This window comes from Streptomyces sp. NBC_00727, assembly GCF_045161745.1.
Classification (GTDB): domain Bacteria; phylum Actinomycetota; class Actinomycetes; order Streptomycetales; family Streptomycetaceae; genus Streptomyces.
The window spans coordinates 5,926,188-5,945,505 of the sequence record NZ_CP108981.1 but is presented as its reverse complement, the minus strand read 5'-3'; the positions used below and the strand labels follow the sequence as shown (position 1 = coordinate 5,945,505).

Annotated in this window: 18 protein-coding genes; 6 read left to right on the top strand and 12 right to left on the bottom strand. The window is 73.7% G+C overall.

Going from position 1 to position 19,318, the window contains the following annotated elements; all coding sequences use genetic code 11:
• Nucleotides 1-57: 57 nt before the first annotated feature.
• The 3 genes from OG242_RS26925 (at nucleotide 58) to OG242_RS26915 (ending at nucleotide 1,652) form a co-directional block, all read left to right on the top strand.
• Nucleotides 58-648: a TetR/AcrR family transcriptional regulator gene (locus tag OG242_RS26925; RefSeq protein WP_405900595.1), complete on the top strand. Its 591-nt coding sequence runs from the start codon at nucleotides 58-60 to the stop codon at nucleotides 646-648.
• A 150-nt stretch (nucleotides 649-798) separates the two neighbouring features.
• Nucleotides 799-1,191 (top strand): ribonuclease domain-containing protein, encoded by a 393-nt coding sequence (locus OG242_RS26920; RefSeq protein WP_405900594.1) that lies wholly within the window; start codon nucleotides 799-801, stop codon nucleotides 1,189-1,191.
• A gap of 71 nt (nucleotides 1,192-1,262) precedes the next feature.
• Nucleotides 1,263-1,652, top strand: coding sequence for a barstar family protein (locus OG242_RS26915; protein ID WP_405900593.1), 390 nt, complete (start codon nucleotides 1,263-1,265; stop codon nucleotides 1,650-1,652).
• An 11-nt stretch (nucleotides 1,653-1,663) separates the two neighbouring features.
• Here OG242_RS26915 and OG242_RS26910 read toward each other — a convergent pair whose 3' ends face one another.
• The 9 genes from OG242_RS26910 to OG242_RS26870 form a co-directional block, all read right to left on the bottom strand.
• Complete coding sequence (locus OG242_RS26910) at nucleotides 1,664-4,012, bottom strand: collagenase (RefSeq protein ID WP_405900592.1); 2,349 nt, start codon at nucleotides 4,010-4,012, stop codon at nucleotides 1,664-1,666.
• A 229-nt stretch (nucleotides 4,013-4,241) separates the two neighbouring features.
• On the bottom strand, nucleotides 4,242-4,943 hold the full coding sequence (locus OG242_RS26905) for a GntR family transcriptional regulator (RefSeq protein ID WP_405900591.1): 702 nt from the start codon (nucleotides 4,941-4,943) through the stop codon (nucleotides 4,242-4,244).
• 69 nt (nucleotides 4,944-5,012) lie between these two features.
• The gene (locus tag OG242_RS26900) at nucleotides 5,013-6,014 is read right to left on the bottom strand and encodes a proline racemase family protein (protein ID WP_405900590.1); all 1,002 of its coding nucleotides are present in this window, start codon (nucleotides 6,012-6,014) and stop codon (nucleotides 5,013-5,015) included.
• Between the two features lie 15 nt (nucleotides 6,015-6,029).
• Nucleotides 6,030-6,938 (bottom strand): dihydrodipicolinate synthase family protein, encoded by a 909-nt coding sequence (locus OG242_RS26895; RefSeq protein ID WP_405900589.1) that lies wholly within the window; start codon nucleotides 6,936-6,938, stop codon nucleotides 6,030-6,032.
• Nucleotides 6,939-6,979: 41 nt separating this feature from the next.
• Nucleotides 6,980-8,407, bottom strand: a complete 1,428-nt coding sequence (locus OG242_RS26890) for an FAD-dependent oxidoreductase (protein ID WP_405900588.1) — start codon at nucleotides 8,405-8,407, stop codon at nucleotides 6,980-6,982.
• Nucleotides 8,388-8,726, bottom strand: a complete 339-nt coding sequence (locus OG242_RS26885) for a (2Fe-2S)-binding protein (protein WP_405900587.1) — start codon at nucleotides 8,724-8,726, stop codon at nucleotides 8,388-8,390. Before OG242_RS26885 ends, OG242_RS26890 begins: the two co-directional genes overlap by 20 nt.
• Nucleotides 8,727-8,770: 44 nt before the next feature.
• Nucleotides 8,771-9,937: an NAD(P)/FAD-dependent oxidoreductase gene (locus OG242_RS26880; protein ID WP_405900586.1), complete on the bottom strand. Its 1,167-nt coding sequence runs from the start codon at nucleotides 9,935-9,937 to the stop codon at nucleotides 8,771-8,773.
• A gap of 74 nt (nucleotides 9,938-10,011) precedes the next feature.
• Entirely contained in the window at nucleotides 10,012-11,754 is a 1,743-nt protein-coding gene (locus OG242_RS26875; RefSeq protein ID WP_405900585.1) for a pyruvate dehydrogenase, read from the bottom strand.
• Between the two features lie 114 nt (nucleotides 11,755-11,868).
• A complete protein-coding gene (locus OG242_RS26870; RefSeq protein WP_405900584.1) occupies nucleotides 11,869-13,413 on the bottom strand; it encodes a protein phosphatase 2C domain-containing protein in 1,545 nt (514 codons plus the stop codon).
• 265 nt (nucleotides 13,414-13,678) lie between these two features.
• Here OG242_RS26870 and OG242_RS26865 point away from each other — a divergent pair, with 265 nt between their 5' ends.
• Together OG242_RS26865 and OG242_RS26860 are read left to right on the top strand one after the other, a co-directional pair.
• Nucleotides 13,679-14,656, top strand: coding sequence for a helix-turn-helix domain-containing protein (locus OG242_RS26865; protein ID WP_405900583.1), 978 nt, complete (start codon nucleotides 13,679-13,681; stop codon nucleotides 14,654-14,656).
• 147 nt (nucleotides 14,657-14,803) lie between these two features.
• A complete protein-coding gene (locus tag OG242_RS26860) occupies nucleotides 14,804-15,286 on the top strand; it encodes a DUF456 domain-containing protein (RefSeq protein ID WP_405900582.1) in 483 nt (160 codons plus the stop codon).
• Here OG242_RS26860 and OG242_RS26855 read toward each other — a convergent pair.
• Both OG242_RS26855 and rsgA read right to left on the bottom strand, forming a co-directional pair.
• Complete coding sequence (locus OG242_RS26855; protein ID WP_405901738.1) at nucleotides 15,283-16,680, bottom strand: DNA-3-methyladenine glycosylase 2 family protein; 1,398 nt, start codon at nucleotides 16,678-16,680, stop codon at nucleotides 15,283-15,285. The genes OG242_RS26860 and OG242_RS26855 overlap by 4 nt on opposite strands.
• A 71-nt stretch (nucleotides 16,681-16,751) precedes the next feature.
• Nucleotides 16,752-17,915 carry a ribosome small subunit-dependent GTPase A gene (gene rsgA / locus OG242_RS26850; RefSeq protein WP_405900581.1) on the bottom strand — a complete coding sequence of 388 codons (1,164 nt, stop codon included), beginning with the start codon at nucleotides 17,913-17,915 and terminating at the stop codon, nucleotides 16,752-16,754.
• Nucleotides 17,916-18,241: 326 nt separating this feature from the next.
• Between rsgA and OG242_RS26845 the strand changes: the two genes are divergently transcribed.
• The gene (locus OG242_RS26845; RefSeq protein ID WP_405900580.1) at nucleotides 18,242-18,742 is read left to right on the top strand and encodes a DUF5949 family protein; all 501 of its coding nucleotides are present in this window, start codon (nucleotides 18,242-18,244) and stop codon (nucleotides 18,740-18,742) included.
• A gap of 138 nt (nucleotides 18,743-18,880) precedes the next feature.
• Here the strand turns inward: OG242_RS26845 and OG242_RS26840 are convergent, their stop codons facing one another.
• Nucleotides 18,881-19,291 (bottom strand): rodlin, encoded by a 411-nt coding sequence (locus tag OG242_RS26840; protein ID WP_405900579.1) that lies wholly within the window; start codon nucleotides 19,289-19,291, stop codon nucleotides 18,881-18,883.
• Between the last annotated feature and the right edge of the window lie 27 nt (nucleotides 19,292-19,318).

Here is a 19,318-nt window from a genome sequence, read left to right as displayed (position 1 = left end):
ACGCTGTTCCCGGCGGCACCATGGGGAGCCACTGATTCCGGAAGCGGGGCGGCACCGATGAGTCCGAAGCAGCAGCGCGGTGAGGCCACGGCCGCCCAGGTGCTCGACTGCGCGCTGGAGCTGTACGCCTCCCAGGGGGAGGCCGGCCTCACGCTGAGCGCGATCACCTCGGCCAGCGGCGTGAGCGCGGGCAGCATCTACCACCACTTCGGCAGCCTGCAGGGCGTCGTCCTGGCGCTCGCGCAGTCCTGGCTGGGCCGCCTCCTCGGCGAGGTGGCCGAGGCGATGCGGCAGGTCACGGACGCGCGTGGCGGGGTGTACGCGCTGACGGAGGCGTACCTCCGCTTCGTCCAGGAGCATCCGGACGCGGCCCGGCTGATGCACTCGGTCACCGCCGACCGCGAGGCCATCACCAACGCCCGGCAGCTCCGGGGCGCCCAGGAGGCCCGGATCGCCCCGCTCGCCGCCTGGCTCCACGCGCACCGGGAGTCGGGCGAGCTGGCCGCGCTGCCGCTCCCCGTCCTGGAGTCGCTGATCCTGGGACCGGTGACGAGCATCGCGCGCCGCTGGCTCGCGGTGGGGGACATCGACATCGAGGAGGCCGTCCGCACGGTCCCGTACCACATCTGGCGCTCCGTCAGCCCGTGAACGGGGCACGGACTCCCGTTCGAGCGCCGCACGCCCGTGGCACTCCGGAGCCCGCCGGGGCGGGGTGTGTTCCCTCTCCACGGTTAACTCTCGAAGAATTCACCCCAGTTGGCGTTGACGGGTCGCTGTCTACGCGCGTCATCATGGAGCATGCGAATCCCCCCACGGATCACCACGCTCGGCGGCGCGGCCGCCCTTCTGTCCGCTCTCCTCGTCGGCGGCCCCGTCACGGCGGCCGCGTCGGCGACGACCACGTCGGTCGGCAGCGTCTGCTACTCGGACCTGCCGTCCCAGGCCCACGACACCCTGGACCTCATCGACTCCGGCGGCCCGTTCCCGTACGACCAGGACGGCACCGTCTTCCAGAACCGCGAGGGCGTGCTGCCCTCGCAGAGCACCGGCTACTACCACGAGTACACGGTCATCACCCCCGGCTCCTCCACGCGCGGCGCGCGGCGCGTCGTCACGGGTGAGGAGAGCCAGGAGGACTACTACACCGCCGACCACTACGAGACGTTCGACCTCGTCGACCACGACTGCTGACCACTCCCCCGGTCCGGTCCGCGCCGCAGTCCCCCACCTGCGGCGCGGACCGGCGCGAGTACGCTCGCTCCATGACCGTCACCTACGTGATCGAGGGTTCCCGGATCACCGGCCCGGACAGCTTCTGGACCGTGGTCGGTGAGGCGGTGAACGGGCCCGGCGGCTACTTCGGCCGGAATCTCGACTCCTTCGCGGACTGCCTGGGCGGCGGCATGGGGACCCCGGACGACGGCGACTTCGTCCTCGAGTGGCGCGACCACACCCTGTCGGCAAGGGCGTTGGGGTACGCGGAGACCGCCCGCTATCTGGAGCGGCTGGCCGCCCGCGCCCATGAGAGCAACCGCAGCCGCCTGCGCGAGGAGTGTGCGCAGGCGGCTGCGGGGCGCGGTCCGACCCTCTTCGACCGGCTGGTGGAGATCATCCGGGACCGGACGGGGCCGGACGCGCTCAGGCTGCTCTGAGGGGTGCCGGGTCAGTAGCGCGTGGCGACGCTCACCTGCCCGAAGTCCTGCACGCCGTAGAGGCTGATGTAGTGCGCCCCGGCGGCCGGGTGGTCGACCGTGAGGGTGTGCGCGTTGCCGCTGCCGGTGGCCTTGGCGGTGTACGAGCCGGTGGTCGCCCAGCCGGACGCGCTGTAGTAGAGGTCGGCGTCACCCGTGCCGCCACTGGTGGTGATGGTCAGCCGGTCGGTGCCGGCGGGTATGTAGAGGTACAGGTAGGCGTAGTTGCCCCGGGTGGCGTGCTGCCCGTCGCGGGCGCAGTCCTGGCCGAGTTCGCGGGCGTCGGTGCCGGTGCACTGGGCGGCGGGCTCGGTCGGCGGGTTGGTCGTGGTGCCGCAGCTGCCGGCCGCGCAGGCCGTGAGCCAGGTGTTCCAGTCGGCGTCGTAGCGGCTGCCGATGGTGGAGGTGAGCAGCGTGCGGGCGCCGTTCCAGTCGCCGGCGCGGTAGAGCCCGAGGAGCTTGTCCATGTCGGCGCGGTGCGACTGGAGCATGTAACGGACGGCCAGGTAGCCCCAGTTGTAGACGCGGGTCTGGTCGCCGTTCTCGTAGGTGGTGTCGAAGAGGGTGCGCAGGGTGTAGGTGTGCGAGGCGGCCTGGGTGAGGGCGTCGTCGTAGGTGACGTCGCGGTACGAGTAGGAGACGTACTCCGCGAAGCCCTCGATCCACCAGACGGTCGGGGTGGTGACACCGGCGTCGAAGTCGCCCGCCATATCGAACCGGCCGTCGAGGTAGTGGGTGTACTCGTGGTTGAGGTTCCAGATCTGGAAGTCCGGCCGGACCCACTCGGCCTCGTACGCGATGAACCTCGGCTGGTTGCCGGCCGCCGACGGGTCGCCCTCCAGGTACATCCCGCCGTTGTTGGTGTCGATGCCGTAGATGGCTCCGGCGTACGTCTGGTAGTCGGTGCTCGAGTCGAAGACGACGACCTCGATGGTGGTGTTGCGGTCCCCGGCGACGGGCCCGTTGTCCCTGGCCACCTGGTGGAAGTAGGCGTCCTGGCCGCGCAGGCTGGTGCAGGCCTTCGTCAGGTCGGCCGAGGACATCTGCTGGGCGAGGATGCGGATGCTGTCGCTGCAGGTGTACGAGACCGGCAGGACGGCGCTCTTCAGGCGGGCGGCCAGGTCGCAGGTGCCGTACGCGGAGCAGTTCGCGCTGTCGTAGTAGTCGGCCATCTCGGCGAGGCCGACCCACAGCGGCGCGGTCCGCCCGGTGAGAGAGCTGCGGCCGAGGAGGTCGATGACGAGCGGCTTCGCCTTGGGGCGCAGCGTGTCCTCCTGGAGGAAGCGCGCCAGCTCGCGGCCTGCGTTGGAGGCCAGGTACGACTGGTCGGTGCCCAGGAGGTCCAGGTGGTCGCGGGCGAAGCCGGCGAGCGTGTCGAGCAGGCTCGGGTCGGCCTCGACGGCGCTGATGAACGCGGGCAGCTGGTGGCCCCGGAAGGTCACCGTGTAGACGTTGTTGACCGCGTTGAGCATGTACCAGGAGCTGTTGTACGAGGAGTCGTAGCCGGCCAGCAGCCGCTTCAGGACGGACAGGTAGCGGGCGTTCTGCTCGGCGCTGTCGATGAGCGTGACGGCCTCGGCCAGGGTCTCGCCGTTGGCGTCGGTGACGTCGCGGGAGTGCGCGGAGGCGAAGAAGGCGTCCAGGCCGCCCTGGATCGCGGTGCGCAGGGCCGTACCGTACGAGCCGACGGTGCCCGGGTCGTAGTACTGCACGTAGTACCCGGCCCGGAGGTAGAGCACCAGTTGTGGCATGCCGGTGCTGCTGTCGCCGGGGTAGGCGGCCGATCCGTCGCGCAGGGCGTTCGCGACGGTGACCATCTGCGCCTCGCGGAAGGCGAGGTAGCCGTCGTTGCCCTTGACGGAGAAGAGGGTGTTGACGCAGTCGGTGGTGGACGCCTTGATCTGCTGGACGAGGGCGCTGCCGGTGCGGCCGGTGAAGTCGCTCACGGAGCAAGCCGCCGCCCGCACAAGGGACTTCGCCTTCATGGAGGGGGCCGGGTGGCTCGGTTCGGCGGCGCGCGGGTCGTCGTAGTCGCGCCGCAGCACGTCCTTGGAGGCGCTGAGCGGAGCCCGGTCGGCGGGGCTCACGGCCGTGTCGCCCAGGTGGGCGGGGTCCTGCGCGGGCGCGGTGAGGGCCTGCGCGGCGGGGCCGCCGGGCTCGGGCGACGCCTCGCCGGCCGTCCGGTGCGCGGCGGTGGCCGGGGCGGAGGGCCGGGGCGCGTCGGCCCTGGCCGGTGCGGTGAGCATGCCGACGCCCAGGCAGGCGGCCAGGGCCGCGGTGGTGAGCCCGGTGAATCTCTGTCGGACCGTTCGTTTCTTCACGTGCCGCCTCCCAGCGGTGTGGCGACCGCGCGACGCTGCGCGGCCGTGGGGGATGGCGCGGAGTGAGGCCGGACTGGGCCGTCCACGGGGGTGGCATGGACGACGCGTGACATGGACACGACCTCTGCGCGACCATCAGTACAATGGCACATGTCACATGGTTTTAGGAAGCGGCCGTCAGAACAATTGCGCGGGCATCAACGGCACTTGGAAATAAGCGCTTCGGGAATCAGGCCTGACCGGCCGGAGCCGTCGCCGCTTCGGCCCGGTCGTCGCCGGCCCACAGGGAGCGGACGTGCGACATGTGGGCGAGCATGCAGGCCTCCGCGCCCTCCGCGTCGCCCGCGACCACCAGGTCGAGGAGCTGGACGTGCTCCTCCGCCGACGCCGTCAACTGCCCCGAATCGGCAAGGCGGTTCAGCCCGAAGAGCCGGGAGCGCTTGCGCAGCTCGCCGACCTCCTCGACCAGCCGGCGGTTGCCCGCGAGGGCCAGCAGGGCCAGGTGGAAGCGGCGGTCCGCCTCCAGGTAGCCCAGGATGTCGTGGCGGCGGGCGGCCTCGACGATCTCCAGTGCGACGGGCCGCAGCGCCTCCAGCTCGTGCGTGAGGCCCATCCGCGCGATCCGGCCGACGGTGGGGACCTCGATCATCGCGCGCAGCTCGGTGAAGTCGTCGAGGTCCTGCTCGGTCAGTTCGGTGATCCGGAAGCCCTTGTTGCGGACGGCCTCGACCTGGCCCTCGCGGACCAGGTCGAGCATCGCCTCACGGACGGGGGTGGCGGAGACGCCGAACTGGGCGGCGAGCGCGGGCGCCGAGTAGACCGTACCGGGGCTCAGTTCGCCGGAGATGAGCGCCGCACGCAGCGCGTGCGCCACCTGGTCGCGCAGGTGCTCCTGCGCCGAGATGGCGTTGAGCGACGTCAGGCGGGCCATGTCTGTTCCTCCAGGACCGTGCGGGGCCCCAGAATACAATGTGACGTTGCCCCCGACACGGGTACGGGTTCACAGCAGGAACCCCTCCGGGAACGGGTCGTCGGGGTCGAGGAAGTACTGCGCGGTCCCGGTGATCCAGGCCCGTCCCGTGACCGTCGGAACGACTGCGGGCAGCTCGCCCACCGTCGTCTCGCCGACCAGCCGGCCGGTGAACCGGGTGCCGATGAAGGACTCGTTGACGAAGTCCCGGTCCAGCGGGAGCTCGCCCCGGGCGTGCAGCTGGGCCATCCTCGCGGAGGTGCCGGTGCCGCACGGCGAGCGGTCGAACCAGCCGGGGTGGATGGCCATCGCGTGCCGCGAGTGGCCCGCGTCGGAGCCGGGTGCGATCAGCTGCACGTGCTTGAGCCCGTGGATGGCCGGGTCCAGCGGATGGACCGGCCGGTCGGTCGCGTTGACCGCCTCCATCAACGACAGCCCCGCCGCCAGCAGTTCGTCCTTGCGTGACCGGTCGAACGGCAGGCCCAGGTCCTCCAGCCGCACCATCGCGTAGAAGTTGCCGCCGTAGGCGAGGTCGTACGGGACGTCGCCGAACCCGGGCAGCTTCGCGGTGAGACCGAGTGCGGCGCTGAAGGCCGGCACGTTGGTGAGGGTGACGGAGGTGGCGGCCCCGCCCTCCACGCGGACGTCCACGGTGACCAGTCCGGCGGGGGTGTCCAGCCGTACGGTGGTGACCGGTTCGGTGACCGCGACCATGCCGGTCTCCACCAGGACGGTGGCCACCCCGATGGTGCCGTGCCCGCACATCGGCAGGCAGCCGGAGACCTCCATGAACAGCACCCCGAAGTCGGCGTCGGGCCTGGTCGGCGGCTGGAGGACGGCACCGCTCATCGCCGCGTGGCCGCGCGGCTCGTACATCAGCAGGGTGCGCACCGCGTCCCGGTGCGCGAGGAAGTGGGCGCGGCGCTCGGCCATGGTGGCGCCGGGGAGCGTGCCGATCCCGCCGGTGATGACACGGGTGGGCATGCCCTCGGTGTGCGAGTCGACGGCGTGGAAGACGTGGCGGCTGCGCATCGTCGCTCTCCCCTCTCAGTCCAGGCCCTCGGCGAGCGCCTTCTCGGTTGCGGCGCGTACGGAGGCCAGGGCGTCCGCGCCCAGCGGGAGGCGGGGCGGCCGGGTGGGGCCGCCGTGCCGGCCGACGATGTCCATGGACGCCTTGATCGCCTGGACGAACTCCGGCTTGGAGTCCCAGCGCAGCAGCGGGTGCAGCCGCCGGTAGAGCGGCAGGGCCCGTTCCAGGTCCCCGGCGACGGCCGCCCGGTACAGCTCGACGCAGCCGGCCGGAAGCATGTTGGGGCAGCCGGCGATCCAGCCGACGGCCCCGGCCAGGGCGAGTTCCAGCAGGACGTCGTCGGCGCCCACGAGCAGGTCGAGTCCGGGCGCCTCCTCGGCGATCTCGTACGCCCTGCGGACGTCGCCGCTGAACTCCTTGACGGCGACGACCGAACCCTCGGCGTGGAGCTGTCCGAGCAGCCGGGGTGTCAGGTCCACCTTGGTGTCGTACGGGTTGTTGTACGCGACGACGGGCAGGCCGGCCGCGGCCACCTCGGCGTAGTGGGCGCGGACGGCCGCGTCCTCGCAGAGATAGCCGTTGGGCGGCAGCAGCAGGACGGACCCCGCCCCGGCCCCGGCGGCCTCCTCCGCCCGGCGCCGGGACTGGGCGCTGTCGTACGAGGAGACGCCGGGCATCACCCTGGCCCCGTCCCCGGCCGCCTCGACGGCGACGCGCACTACGTCCTGGCGCTCCCGGTCGGTGAGGGTCTGGTACTCCCCCAGCGAGCCGTTGGGCACCACGCCGTCGCAGCCCGCGGTGATGAGGTCACGGACGTGGGCGGCGTACGCGTCGAAGTCGATGGACCGGTCCTCGCGCAGGGTGAGCGGGGTGGCGACCATGACGCCCCGCCAGGGGGCGCGGGCGGGGGTGGGCTCGGCTGTCATACGGGCTCCTTGAGGGTCGATGGGAGTACGGGTACGGGTGCTCAGGCGTCCTCGGACCGGACGGCCCGGGCGAGCGTGGCGAGGGGGACGGGGCAGGCGAGCGGGCGCCGGTCGGGAGGCGCGTCGCCGTCCGGGCCGGCGAGGGCCCGGACGGCGAAGCCACAGGTCCGGCCCTGGCACCAGCCCATGCCGGCCCGGGTGAGGAGCTTGGCCGTACGGCTGTCCCCGGCGCCCAGCTCGTCGACGGCGGAACGGATCGCGCCTGCGGTGACCTCCTCGCACCGGCAGACCTCGGTGCCGGGGGCGAGCCAGGCGGTCCACCCGGGTCCGGGCCGGTGCACGGTCCCCATCAGCGCGGCGAAGCCACGCATCCGGCGCCGACGCCGGCGCAGTGCCGCCACGCGGGCCGGGACCAGTCCGCCGCGCGCGTCGGCGATCACGGACAGGGCGGCCAGCTCCCCCTCGGCCAGGGCGAGCCGGACCCCGCCGATGCCACCGGTCTCGCCGGCGGCCCAGACGCCGGGCACGGTGGTGCGCAGGTCCTCGTCGAGCCGGAGTACGGCGGAACCGTCCGCGTCGGTCCGGGTGGCGCAGCCGAGTCCGAGGGCGAGGTCCAGTTGCGGGACGAGGCCGTGGCCGACGGCGAGCGCGTCGCAGTCGATGCGCCGCCCGGTCCCCGGCACGGGCCGCCAGGCGCGGTCGACCCGGCTGACCGTGACCCCCTCCACGCGTTCGGTGCCGTGGACGGCGGTGACGGCCCGGTGCGTGAGCATCCGCACCCCGTACCGGGCCAGCCCTGCCCGGTGGCGTGCGCCCTCCACGAGGCGGTCAGGGTTCGCGGCCAGGGCCCGGGGCGCGCGGCCGTACGCCCGGTAGCCGGCGGCCTCCACCACTGCGGGCACCCGGGCTCCGGCGCGGGTCAGGGAGAGGGCGACCGCCTGGAGCAGCGGTCCGCTCCCGGCGACGACGACGCGCCGGCCCGGCAGCACGAGGCCGGACTTGAGCATGGCCTGCGCGCCGGCCGCGCCGACCACACCGGGCAGCGTCCAGCCGGGGAAGGGCAGTTGGCGCTCCAGGGCGCCGGTCGCGAGCACGAGGCGGCGGGCGCGCAGGGTGACGCCGTCGCGGCCGTCGGGTCCGGTGAGCGCGTGCAGGGTCCGGTCCTCGCCGGTGCGCGTCACCGCCCAGACCTGGTGGCCGGTGAGGTGGCGCAGGCGCCCGGCTTCACGGTGCCGGGCGAGGCGGGCGGTGAGCGCGGTGAAGGCCGACCAGCCGTGGTGCAGGGCCTCGGGCCGGGCGGCGCCGAGGCCGGGGGCGGGCGCGCGGTAGTACTGCCCGCCGGGGGCGTCGGCCGCGTCGACCAGCAGCACGTCGAGTCCGGCGTCGGCGGCGGTGACGGCTGCGGCGAGCCCGGCGGGTCCTGCGCCCACCACGGCGACGTCCGCGTGGTCAGGACCGGGGTGCGGCATGTCCGTTCCCTTCCTGGGTGGTGACGGCGTCGCCGGGGCGGGCGGGCAGCAGGCAGGCGCGGAGGTTGGGCCGGCCGTTGACCGTGGCCAGGCACTCGAAGCAGGAGCCGATCCCGCAGAAGGCTCCCCGGGGCCGGCCGCCCACCCGGGTGGTGCGCCAGCTGAGGACGGAGGCGGCCCACAGCGCGGCCGCGATGCTCTGTCCCGGCAGCGCGCGTACCGGGCGTCCGTCGAAGGTGAACTCGAACCCGTCCCCGGGCTCGGCTCCGGCCAGGCCGGCCGGGGTACGGGCGGGGTCGCGTCGGCGTACTCGTCTCACCGGGGCTCCTGTCTCGTGGGGCGGTGGTACGGGAAGGGGGCGGCTCACCCGGACCCGGTGTTCGCCTCGAAGCGGTCCGGCCTGAACGGCTCGGGGTCCAGCGGCGGTTGCTCGTCCCGGATCGCCGCCGTGACGAGCGCCGCGGTCGCCGGGGCCAGGCCGATGCCCGCGCCCTCGTGGCCGCAGGCGTGGAAGAGCCCGGGGACCCGGCGGTCCGGGCCGATGGCGGGGAGGTGGTCGGGCAGGTACGGGCGGAAGCCGTGGTAGGCGCGCAGCACCCGGGCGGTGCCGAGGACCGGGAACAGCGCTGCCGCCGCCTCGGCCAGCCTGCTGATCACCGGCACGGACAGGGTGCGGTCGAAGCCGACGCGTTCGCGGCTGGCGCCGATGAGGACGGGCCCGGCGGGGGTGCCCTCCACGACCGGTGACGTCTGGAGGGCGGCCGACGCGCTGGAGACGTCGGCGACGTACTCCGCGGCATACACCTTGTGCCTGATCAGCGGCGGCAGCGGCTCGGTGACGAGGACGAACCCGCGCCGGGGCAGCACGGGCAGCTCCACCCCGGCCAGTGCGGCGAACTCCCCGCCCCGTACGCCCGTCGCGTTGACCACGGCGGGGGCGTGCAGTTCGCCTGCCGGGGTGCGGACGCCGCGCACCGCGCCCGTGGGGCCGGTGAGCACGGCGGTGACCGGCCCGCCGAGGTGCAGGACCGCCCCGGCGTCGCGCGCGGCCCGGATCAAGTGGGCTGCGGCGAGGGCGGGCTGGACCTGGGCGTCCTCCGGGTAGAGGACGCCGCCCGCCAGGCCGGGCGCCAGGTGCGGTTCCAGGTCCGGCAGTTCGTGCGGGGCGACCGCCGCGGTGCGTACCCCCGCTGCGGCCTGTCCGGCGGCGGTCGCGGTCAGGGTGGCCAGGGACGCCTCGTCCGCCGCGACGACCAGGCCGCCCTTCTGCTCGTACTCGACCGCCCGGGGCAGCACGTCGGACAGCTCCCGCCAGAGGGAGGCGGAGAGCCGCGCGAGGGCGAGTTCCGGTCCGGGCGGCTTGTCGGAGACCAGGAGGTTGCCCTCCCCCGCCCCCGTGGTGCCGCCGGCGACCGGTCCGCCGTCCACCACCGCGACCGAGAGCCCGGACCGGGTGGCGTAGTACGCGCAGGCGGCGCCGACGACACCGGCTCCGACGACGACAACATCCAGAGGCTGTCTCGTGAACACGCCAGTAATATGTCACATGGCTCTGAGAGTGCCAAGGGCGCGTCACGTGAGTCGCTGTGACGCGCCGTCAGGGCCTAGGGCCGCGGCACGTTGCGGAGGTTGGAGCGGGCCATCTGCAGCATCCGGCCCACTCCCCCGTCGAGCACGATCTTGCTGGCGGACAGGGCGAAGCCGGTGACCATGTCCGCGCTGATCTTCGGCGGGATGGAGAGGGCGTTGGGGTCGGTGACCACGTCGACGAGCGCCGGGCCCTTGTGCTTGAAGGCGTCCTTGAGTGCGCTCGACAGCTCCTTGGGCTTCTCGACGCGGACGCCGTACGCCCCCGCCGCGCGCGCCACGGCGGCGAAGTCCGGGTTCTTGTAGGTCGTCCCGAAGGACGGCAGGCCGCCGACCAGCATCTCCAGTTCCACCATGCCCAGCGAGGAGTTGTTGAACAGGACGACCTTGACCGGCAGGTCGTACTGGACGAGGGTCAGGAAGTCGCCCATGAGCATGGTGAATCCGCCGTCGCCCGACATCGAGACGACCTGCCGGTCACGGTCGGTGAACTGCGCGCCGATGGCCTGCGGCAGCGCGTTGGCCATCGAGCCGTGGCTGAACGAACCGATCACCCGCCGCTTGCCGTTGGGCGTCAGATAGCGGGCGGCCCAGACGTTGCACATGCCGGTGTCGACGGTGAACACCGCGTCCTCGTCGGCGAGTTCGTCGAGCACCGACGCCACGTACTCGGGGTGGATCGGGACGTGCTTCTCGACCTTGCGGGTGTACGCCTTGACCACGCCCTCCAGCGCGTCGGCGTGCTTCTTGAGCATCCGGTCGAGGAACTTGCGGTCGCTCTTCGCCTTCACCCGGGGCGTGAGACAGCGCAGCGTCTCGCGGACGTCGCCCCAGACGGCCAGATCGAGCTTGGTACGCCGTCCGAGGTGTTCGGGACGCACGTCGACCTGCACGATCTTCACGTCGTCGGGCAGGAAGGCGTTGTACGGGAAGTCGGTGCCGAGCAGGATGAGCAGATCGCACTCGTGGGTGGCCTCGTAGGCGGCGCCGTAGCCGAGCAGCCCGCTCATGCCGACGTCGAACGGGTTGTCGTACTGGATCCACTCCTTGCCGCGCAGAGCGTGCCCCACCGGGGCCTTGACCCGCTCGGCGAACTCCATCACCTCGGCGTGCGCGCCCGCCGTGCCGCTGCCGCAGAACAGCGTCACCCGTTTGGCCTCGTCGACCATCCGGCAGAGCTTCTCGATCTCGGCGTCGCCCGGCCGCACGGTGGGCCGCGAGGTGACCAGGGCGTGTTCGGCGGACCGCTCGGGGGCGGGCTGCCCGGCGATATCGCCCGGCATGGTCACGACGCTGACGCCGCCCTGTCCGACCGCGTGCTGGATGGCGGTCTGGAGCAGCCGGGGCATCTGCTGCGGGTTGGAGATCATCTCGTTGTAGTGGCTGCACTCCTGGAAGAGCAGCTCGGGGTGGGTCGCCTGGAAGTAGTTGAGGCCGATCTCGCTGGACGGGATGTGCGAGGCGAGCGCGAGCACCGGTGCCATCGAGCGGTGGGCGTCGTACAGGCCGTTGATGAGGTGCAGGTTGCCGGGTCCGCACGACCCGGCGCAGGCCGCCAGGTTCCCGGTGATCTGCGCCTCCGCGCCGGCCGCGAACGCCGCGGTCTCCTCGTGCCTGACCTGGATCCACTCGATGCCCGCGTGCCGCCGCACGGCGTCGACGACCGGGTTGAGGCTGTCCCCGACGACCCCGTACAGGCGCTTGACGCCCGCCCGGGCGAGGATGTCGACGAACTGCTCCGACACGTTCTGCTTGGCCATGGGTGACGCACTCCCTCTGCCTGTGCTCCGTGCACGTCCGGCTGTCCGGGACGCGGGGCGTCAAACCCCGGCCCGGACGGGTATCCGGAGTCCATCAACCCATGGCGTGGGCCGTTACGCCTCCCAGACGGCGACCGCCGTCCGGTCGTCGGCGTACCCCTTGACCCGGAGCTGGGTGTCCGCGAGGAACGCCCCGAGCCCCGGCGCCTCCACCGGCGACCAGCGCGTGGCGAGCTCGGCGGCCAGTTCCGGTTCTCCGCGCAGCGGCTCGGCGAGACCCGCGCCGCACAGCAGCAGGGTGTCCCCCGGCCGGGCGACGGAGGCGCGGAAGCGGAACGGTTCCGCAGGGGGCGGAAGCGGGTCCTCGACGTACGGGGCCGGTCCGGTGATGATGTCCAGGTCCATGGTCAGCCGGTCGCCGTCGGGCCCGCTCTCGGGCGTGGAGCCGAAGCCGACCACGGGCTCGCCGCTGAGCGCGGCCGGTGGCGGCAGCGCGGGTTCGAGGTCGTGCCAGCCGCCGTCCCGGAGCCGGAAGAGACCGCCGCCGCCGATGCCGAAGAAGACCCGGGTGCGGCAGTCGGGGTCCGCGGACAGCAGCAGGCACCGCAGGCTCGCGGTGTACGCGTCCGGTTCGACGCCGAGTTCGGCGGCGCGGGCCCGCAGCTTGCCGAAGGCCCGGTCGGTGAGCCGGTGCAGCCCGGACTTGAGGTCGGCGCGGCGGCCCGCCCTTATGTCGTCGGAGAGCCGGGCGAGGCTGCGTCCGACGGCCTCGCCGATCCAGCGGCAGGCGTCCGCCGACGCCGTGTACGCCCCTTCCGCACCCCGGGACGCGCCCGCGACGGCCACCAGGACCAGGGCGTCGTCCCCGCTGCCGAAGCGTGCCGTCAGCAGCGCGTCGTGGCGCGGCTCGCCCCGGAACCGGGCGGAGTCCCCGCGCACCGACGCGGCGCGCAGGGTGTACGTCCCGTAGGTGGCGCCGTCCAGCACCGTGTCCGGGACGAGGCGGTCGAGCTCGTACGGGTCGGTGGCGGGCAGCGCCGTGGGCTCGGCGTCGTAGGTGGGCGGCCGGGCCCCCACATGGGCGACCGGCGGCCGGGGCGCGGCGGCTTCCGCGGGCCGTTCGCCGTCGCCGGCCCCGGCGCCCCGTTCGTCCGCCGTCGGCCGGTCGGCGACGGGCCGCCCGGGCAGCGGGGACGCGGAGCGCTCCGGGTCCGGTGCCCCGCCGTCGAGACGGGGATCGGCGAGGGCGGGCGGCTCGGGAGCCGGCGGCCCCGGAAAGGTACGCGGCTGCGCCGGCCCGGTCAGCGGCTCCCACGGGGCGCGGGCCACCGCGCCGGGCGGCCTTCCCCACGGAGCGCCTGACACGGCACCGGGCACGCTGTCCGCCCCGGCACCCGGCGAGGTGGCGGCCCCGGCACCCGGCGACGGGCCCGCCCCCGCGTCCGCCGTCCGGGCGGCGGCGCCCGATGGCGCCTCCCGCGCCGCCGGAACCCCGTGCGCCGCGCCCTTCTCGGACGCCACCGTTCCGGACGCCGAGTCGAAGCGGTCGTCGAGACTGTCGGCCGCCTGGGCCGCCCCGGTGTCCGGGGCGGATTCGTCGTACAGCCTGCGCCACCAGTCGTCCTCGTGGGCCGCCGGTTTCTCCCCCTGCTGACTCATGTCCTTATTGTCGACCGCCGGGGGCGTACGAAAACAGGATCCGGAAAATGGGTCCGCCGGGCGGCCCCACCCCCCACGGGAAGGACGCCCGGCGGACCGGTCGGTGAGCCCGCGTCGGCACGGTGGCCGGTGCGGGCTGTGCCGACACATTGGCAGAGTGGCGCACGGTACGGCGATGATGTGCCGTGGCGAGATTGCGCCGTGGCGACTTTTCGCCACGCGGATGCGCCGGCACGCGTACGCACTGCTCGGGGAGGGGTCGGGGATGCTGGGAGCCATAGGTCTCGACGAGAGGCAGGAGTCGGCCTACCGCGCGCTGGTGGCGCTGGGGGCCGCCGAACTGTCCGATCTGTCGCACCGGCTGGCCCTTCCCGAACAGGACACCGAGCGCACGCTGCGCCGGCTGGAGCAGCACGGCCTGGCCGCCCAGTCCTCCGCCCGCACGGGCCGCTGGGTCGCGGCGCCGCCCGGGGTCGCGCTCGGGGCCCTGCTCACCCAGCAGCGCCACCAGCTGGAGCAGGCGGAGCTGGCGGCGGTGCTGCTGGCCGAGGAATACCGGGCGGACGCCGCCGAACCGGCCGTCCACGACCTGGTCGAGGTCGTCACCGGGGCGAGCGCGGTCGCCCACCGCTTCCACCAGCTCCAGCTGGGGGCGGCGAGCGAGGTGTGCGCGCTGGTCACCGGCAAGCCGATCGCGGTCAGCGGCCTGGAGAACGAGTCGGAGGAGGAGGCCGCGACGCGCGGGGTGTCGTTCCGGGTGGTCATCGAGCGCGAGGTGCTGGGCCTGGAGTCCGGGATCATGGAGCTCTCGGCGGCGCTCAGCCGCAACGAGCACTGCCGGGTCGTCGAGCGGGTCCCCACGAAGCTGGTGATCGCCGACGGGGCGCTGGCGATGGTGCCGCTGACCGGCCGGGGCGCGGAGCCCGCCGCGCTGGTCGTGCACGGCTCGGGCCTGCTGGAGTCGCTGACCGGGCTCTTCGAGGCGGTGTGGCGCGAGGCGATGCCGCTGCGGCTCGGGGAGAGCGGCTCGGTGCTGCAGGATCCGGGCGGCCCGGACCCGACGGACCTGGAGATCCTGTCGCTGCTGCTGGCCGGGCTGACCGACGCGAGCGTCGCCAAGCAGCTGGACCTCGGGCTGCGGACCGTACAACGCCGGGTCAAGGGCCTGATGGAGCTCACCGGGGTCTCCACCCGGCTCCAGCTCGGCTGGCACGCCTACGAACGGGGCTGGGTGGCCCGCTAGGTCCTGTCTGGAGTTCCCCCGCGGCGTCGCGGGGGAACTCCAGACAGGACCTAGGAGGCGTCGTAACCGCCTCTGAGCTGCGCCGACGGCCGCCCCGGCCGGTCGTGCGAACGGGCGGGACCCGTCGGTCTCCGGCACGCTGGTCAGATGAGTGTGTGGCAGCTCGTCGCCGTCGGCCTGGTCATGCTGCTCGGGCTGATCGGTGTCCTGGTGCCGGGTGTGCCGGGGCAGGCGATCGTCTGGGCCGCCGTCCTGTGGTGGGCGCTCACCGACATGACCCCGGCCGCCTGGGGCGTGCTGATCGGTGCCACGGCGCTGCTCCTGCTGAACCAGGCGCTCAAACCGCTCCTGCCGCCGCGCCGGCCCCACGAGTCGGGGGCCCCGCGCCGGACGCTGCTGCTGGGCGGCCTCGGCGCGATCGGCGGCTTCTTCGTCGTCCCCGTGGTCGGGGCGGTCGCCGGGTACATCGGGGTCATCTACGGGGCGGAGCGGCTGCGCCTCGGCAGCCGGGGCGCGGGCTGGGCGTCGGTCCGCTCCGTGATGCGGGCGACCGGCTACTCGGTGCTCGTCGAACTGTTCGCGTGCCTGCTGGTGACGGGCGCGTGGCTGGGCGCGCTGGTCTGGGGCTAGGTCCTGTCTGGAGTTCCCCCGCGACGCCGCGGGGGAACTCCAGACAGGACCTGAGCCCGGCGCACCCCGTACGAGCGCCACGGGCTCCAGCGGGCGGCGCCCGGCATCCCGTACGGGTCCACGTCCGGGTCGCCCAGGGCCCGCATCCGGATCAGCGCGGCGGTGGCGGGGCCGATGCCGGGCAGCCGGCGCAGCGCCTGCTCGGCCTCGTCCCGGTCGGCGCCCGCGTCCAGCCGTACGGTGCCGTCGGCGAGCGCCGTCGCGAGCGCCCGCAGAGCCGGGTCACCGGCCGCTTCGGCGAGCACGGCCGGCTCGGGGAAGACATGGGTCAGCCCGCCGCACGGCACGTCCAGCGCCTTGCCGTACGCCTCGACGAGCTCCCCCGCCGCCGCGTCGCCCACCAGCGCCCGTACGGCGAACTCCTCCGCGTCCGCGGCGCCCGGCGAGCGCACCCCCGGCCGGGCCGCGACGTCCAAGGCGAGCCGCGGATCGGCGGCCAGCAGTTCGTCGACGGCGTACGGGTCGGCGTCCAGGTCGAAGAGACGGCGCAGCCGCTGCACCGCCGTCGTCAGGTCGCGCAGATCGGTGAGGTGGATGCGGGCCTCCAGCCAGCGCCCGGCGGACCGCTCGTCCACGGCGGCGACGCCGGTGCCGTACGGGAGACGCAGCGTGCGCCGGTACGTACGGCGGCCGGGCTCCCCGGCGGCCTCCTCGACCCGGGCGACCGTACCGGCGGCGAGCAGGTCGAAGACGTCCCGGGCCGCGTACGGCCCCCGGTGGGCGAGCCGGAGCGGGATGCCGGCGGTGCGCGCCTCGCGGACCGCGGCATCCAGCCGCGTTCCGGCCTCGGCGCGCAGGGCGCTCGGGGTGCGGGCGTAGATCTGCCGGACGGTGTCGTTGAACTGGCGGAGACTGCCGAACCCGGCCGCGAAGGCGATCTCGGTGACGGGCAGGGCGGTGGTCTGGAGGAGCATTCGGGCGGTGTGGGCGCGCTGGGCGCGGGCCAGGGCGACGGGTCCGGCGCCGAGTTCCGCGGTGAGCTGGCGCTGCACCTGGCGGGAGCTGTAGCCGAGCCGGTGGGCGAGCCCGGGGACGCCCTCCCGGTCCACCACGCCGTCGCCGATCATCCGCATGGCGCGCCCGACGACGTCCGCCCGGACGTTCCACTCGGCGGAGCCGGGGACGGCGTCCGGGCGGCAGCGGCGGCACGCCCGGAAGCCGTTGCCCTGGGCGGCCGCCGCGGTCGGGTAGAAGCGGACGTTCTTCCGCTTCGGGGTGACGGCGGGGCAGCTCGGCCGGCAGTAGATGCCGGTCGTCTCGACGGCGAAGAAGAACGCGCCGTCGAAACGGGCGTCGCGGCTGCTCACCGCCTCGTACCTGGTGTCTTCGTCCATCACACCGTCCAGTGTGCGCCCGCCGGGGGCCTCGCACTCGCGGTTTTCGGACGTCGACCAGGAGCGTCCGGCTACCGGATCCGGCCGCGCTTGGCCTCCATCGCGGCCCGGCCCTCGGCACCCTTGCGCTTCCAGTCGCGCCGGATCTCGGCCCGGACCCGGGCGTCGGTCTTGGCGACCATGCGCTGGTTCTCGCGCAGGAGCTTGAGGTAGCTGTCGAAGCGGCGCTCGGGCAGGGTGCCGTCCTCGATGGCGGCCCGCACGGCGCAGCCGGGCTCCGCCTCGTGGGCGCAGTCGTGGAAGCGGCACTCCTCGGCCAGGTCCTCGATCTCGGAGAAGACCTGGCCGACCCCGACCCCGGCGTCCCAGAGGCCGACCCCGCGCAGTCCGGGGGTGTCGATGAGGACCCCGCCCGCGGGCAGGACGAGCAGATTGCGGGTGGTCGTGGTGTGCCGGCCCTTGCCGTCCACGTCACGGGCGGCCTGGACCTCCATCACGTCCTGGCCGAGCAGCGTGTTGGCGAGGGTGGACTTGCCGGCGCCGGAGGCCCCGAGGAGCACGCTCGTACCGCCGGAGACGATCGCCGAGAACACGTCGATGCCCTCGCCGGTGGCGGAGCTGACGGGGAGCACCTGGACGCCGGGCGCGATGCGCTCGATGTCCTCGACGAGGTGGGAGAGGGTGACCGCGTCCGGGACCAGGTCGGCCTTGGTGAGGACGACGAGGGGTTCGGCGGTCCGCTCCCCGGCCCCGGCCGCGTCGCCGAGCAGCGCGTCGCCGCCGGCGCTGGACATGGCCAGGGCGAGGAAGCGCTCGACCCGGCCGAGGTCGAGTTCCACGGCCAGCGAGACGCAGATGGCGATGTGGTCCACGTTGGTGGCGAGCACCTGGCCCTCGGAGCGCTTGGACGAGGTGGAGCGGACGAAGGCGGTGCGCCGCGGCAGCAGCGTACGGACGAATCGCGGGTCGCCGTCCGGATCGACGGCGGCCCAGTCGCCCGTGCAGATGATCCGCATCGGGTCGCGCGGCACGACGAAGGCGGTGTCCGCCCAGACGGTGCCCCCGGGCGTGACGATGTCGCAGCGCCCGCGGTCCACCCGCACCACGCGGCCGGGTACCAGTCCCTGCGCGGCGTACGGGGCGAACTCGGCGGCCCAGTCGTCGTCCCAGCCGTAGGCGGCGAGCGGGTGCGGGGAAGAGGTGGAGAGGGAGGAGGGGAAAGACGGGAGAGACAAGGGAAACCCTTCACAGGGTGGCCCCGGCGGTGCGCGCGTCGGCGCGGAGGTCTGAAGAGGTCAGCCGGTGGCCACGGAGGTGACACAGAGGAACTTCGACTTGTGGGCAGCGCCCATCGCAGCGACCGTCGTCAATGTCCTCACCTCCGCATTCGTCCGAGTCCGGAACCGGCGGCCGTCCGCCGTCCGTCTCGCCGCACACGATAGCCCCAAGCGCTCCGGCGGCTCAACGGGTTATTTCGCGCGGGCCGGGTTGTCGGCAGTCGTCCCCCGATCGGGTGATACGCATGGAGTTGGACCGGTCGCGGACGGTTAGGGTGCCGCACATGACCTCCTCCCAGACAGCCAACGGCTCCTTCACCCAGGCCCAGTTGGGCACCCTCATCCTGATCGGCTGGAGCGGCGAGTACCGGCAGAGCGGGCGCGACGCGGCCTTTCTGCTCGCCTATTCGCTGGGCGACGGATCGGACGGCCCGGCGGCCGGCGAGCACGCCATGCGTCTGGCGCTGCAGCGCAGCGGCCTCGCCGTCGGCGGCGCCCCGGTGCGTGCCGACGAGACGCCGGGACTCCCCGTGAAGCTCCTCGTCCAGGCCGGTCAGGCCGTCCTGACGCTGCCTCACCTCACCGCGCAGTACCCGGTGCCGCCCGAGTGGCTCGCGGCGGCGGGCGAGCAGGGCGAGGTGCACGCGATGTTCGCCACCCGCCCGTGGCCGCAGGGCGCGCCCGGTCTCCCGGTCGGCGAGGCGGAGCTGCGCGCGTTCGCCGGTGATCCGGACGTCATCGCGACCTCGGCACACTGCGTGCTCCCGGTGCGCAGCCTCCGCTGACCCGGCTCACGGAAGAGGCCCACCACCCGGCGAGGGTGGTGGGCCTCCGTCATGCCGTACGCGCACACGTCGCACAGGACGGACGACGCACGGCGGGCCGCCCGGAGCGGGGCCGCCCACCGTGGGCGGGGTACGGGATCAGTTGTTGCCGACGCCGTTCCCGGAGAGGACCGGGATGTCCTCCACCAGGTGCGACAGGGGCTCGTCTCCCTTGGCCTGGGTGGAGTTGTCGGCGCACTGCTGGTTCTGCGGGTTGGACAGGACGTTGACGTCCTGGACCGTGACGGGCACGAGCAGGCCCACCAGCGAACCGACGTTGGCCTTGACCGGGGCGCCCACGCACAGGTCGTTGAGCGAGCCCTGGATGAGCTGGGCCTGCGGGCTGCCGTCGCCCTCGGTCACGGAGTTGCCGTACGAACTGGCGGCTCCGTTGCCGTTGACCGAGGTGGTGCCCCCGTCGTTACCGATCGCCATGGCCGAGGGGGCCGCGGCGGCCGACAGGCCGACCAGGGACACGGCCACTGCCGCGCCGGCCATCATCTTCTTCATCACGCTTCACCTTTCGGAGCGTTCCGT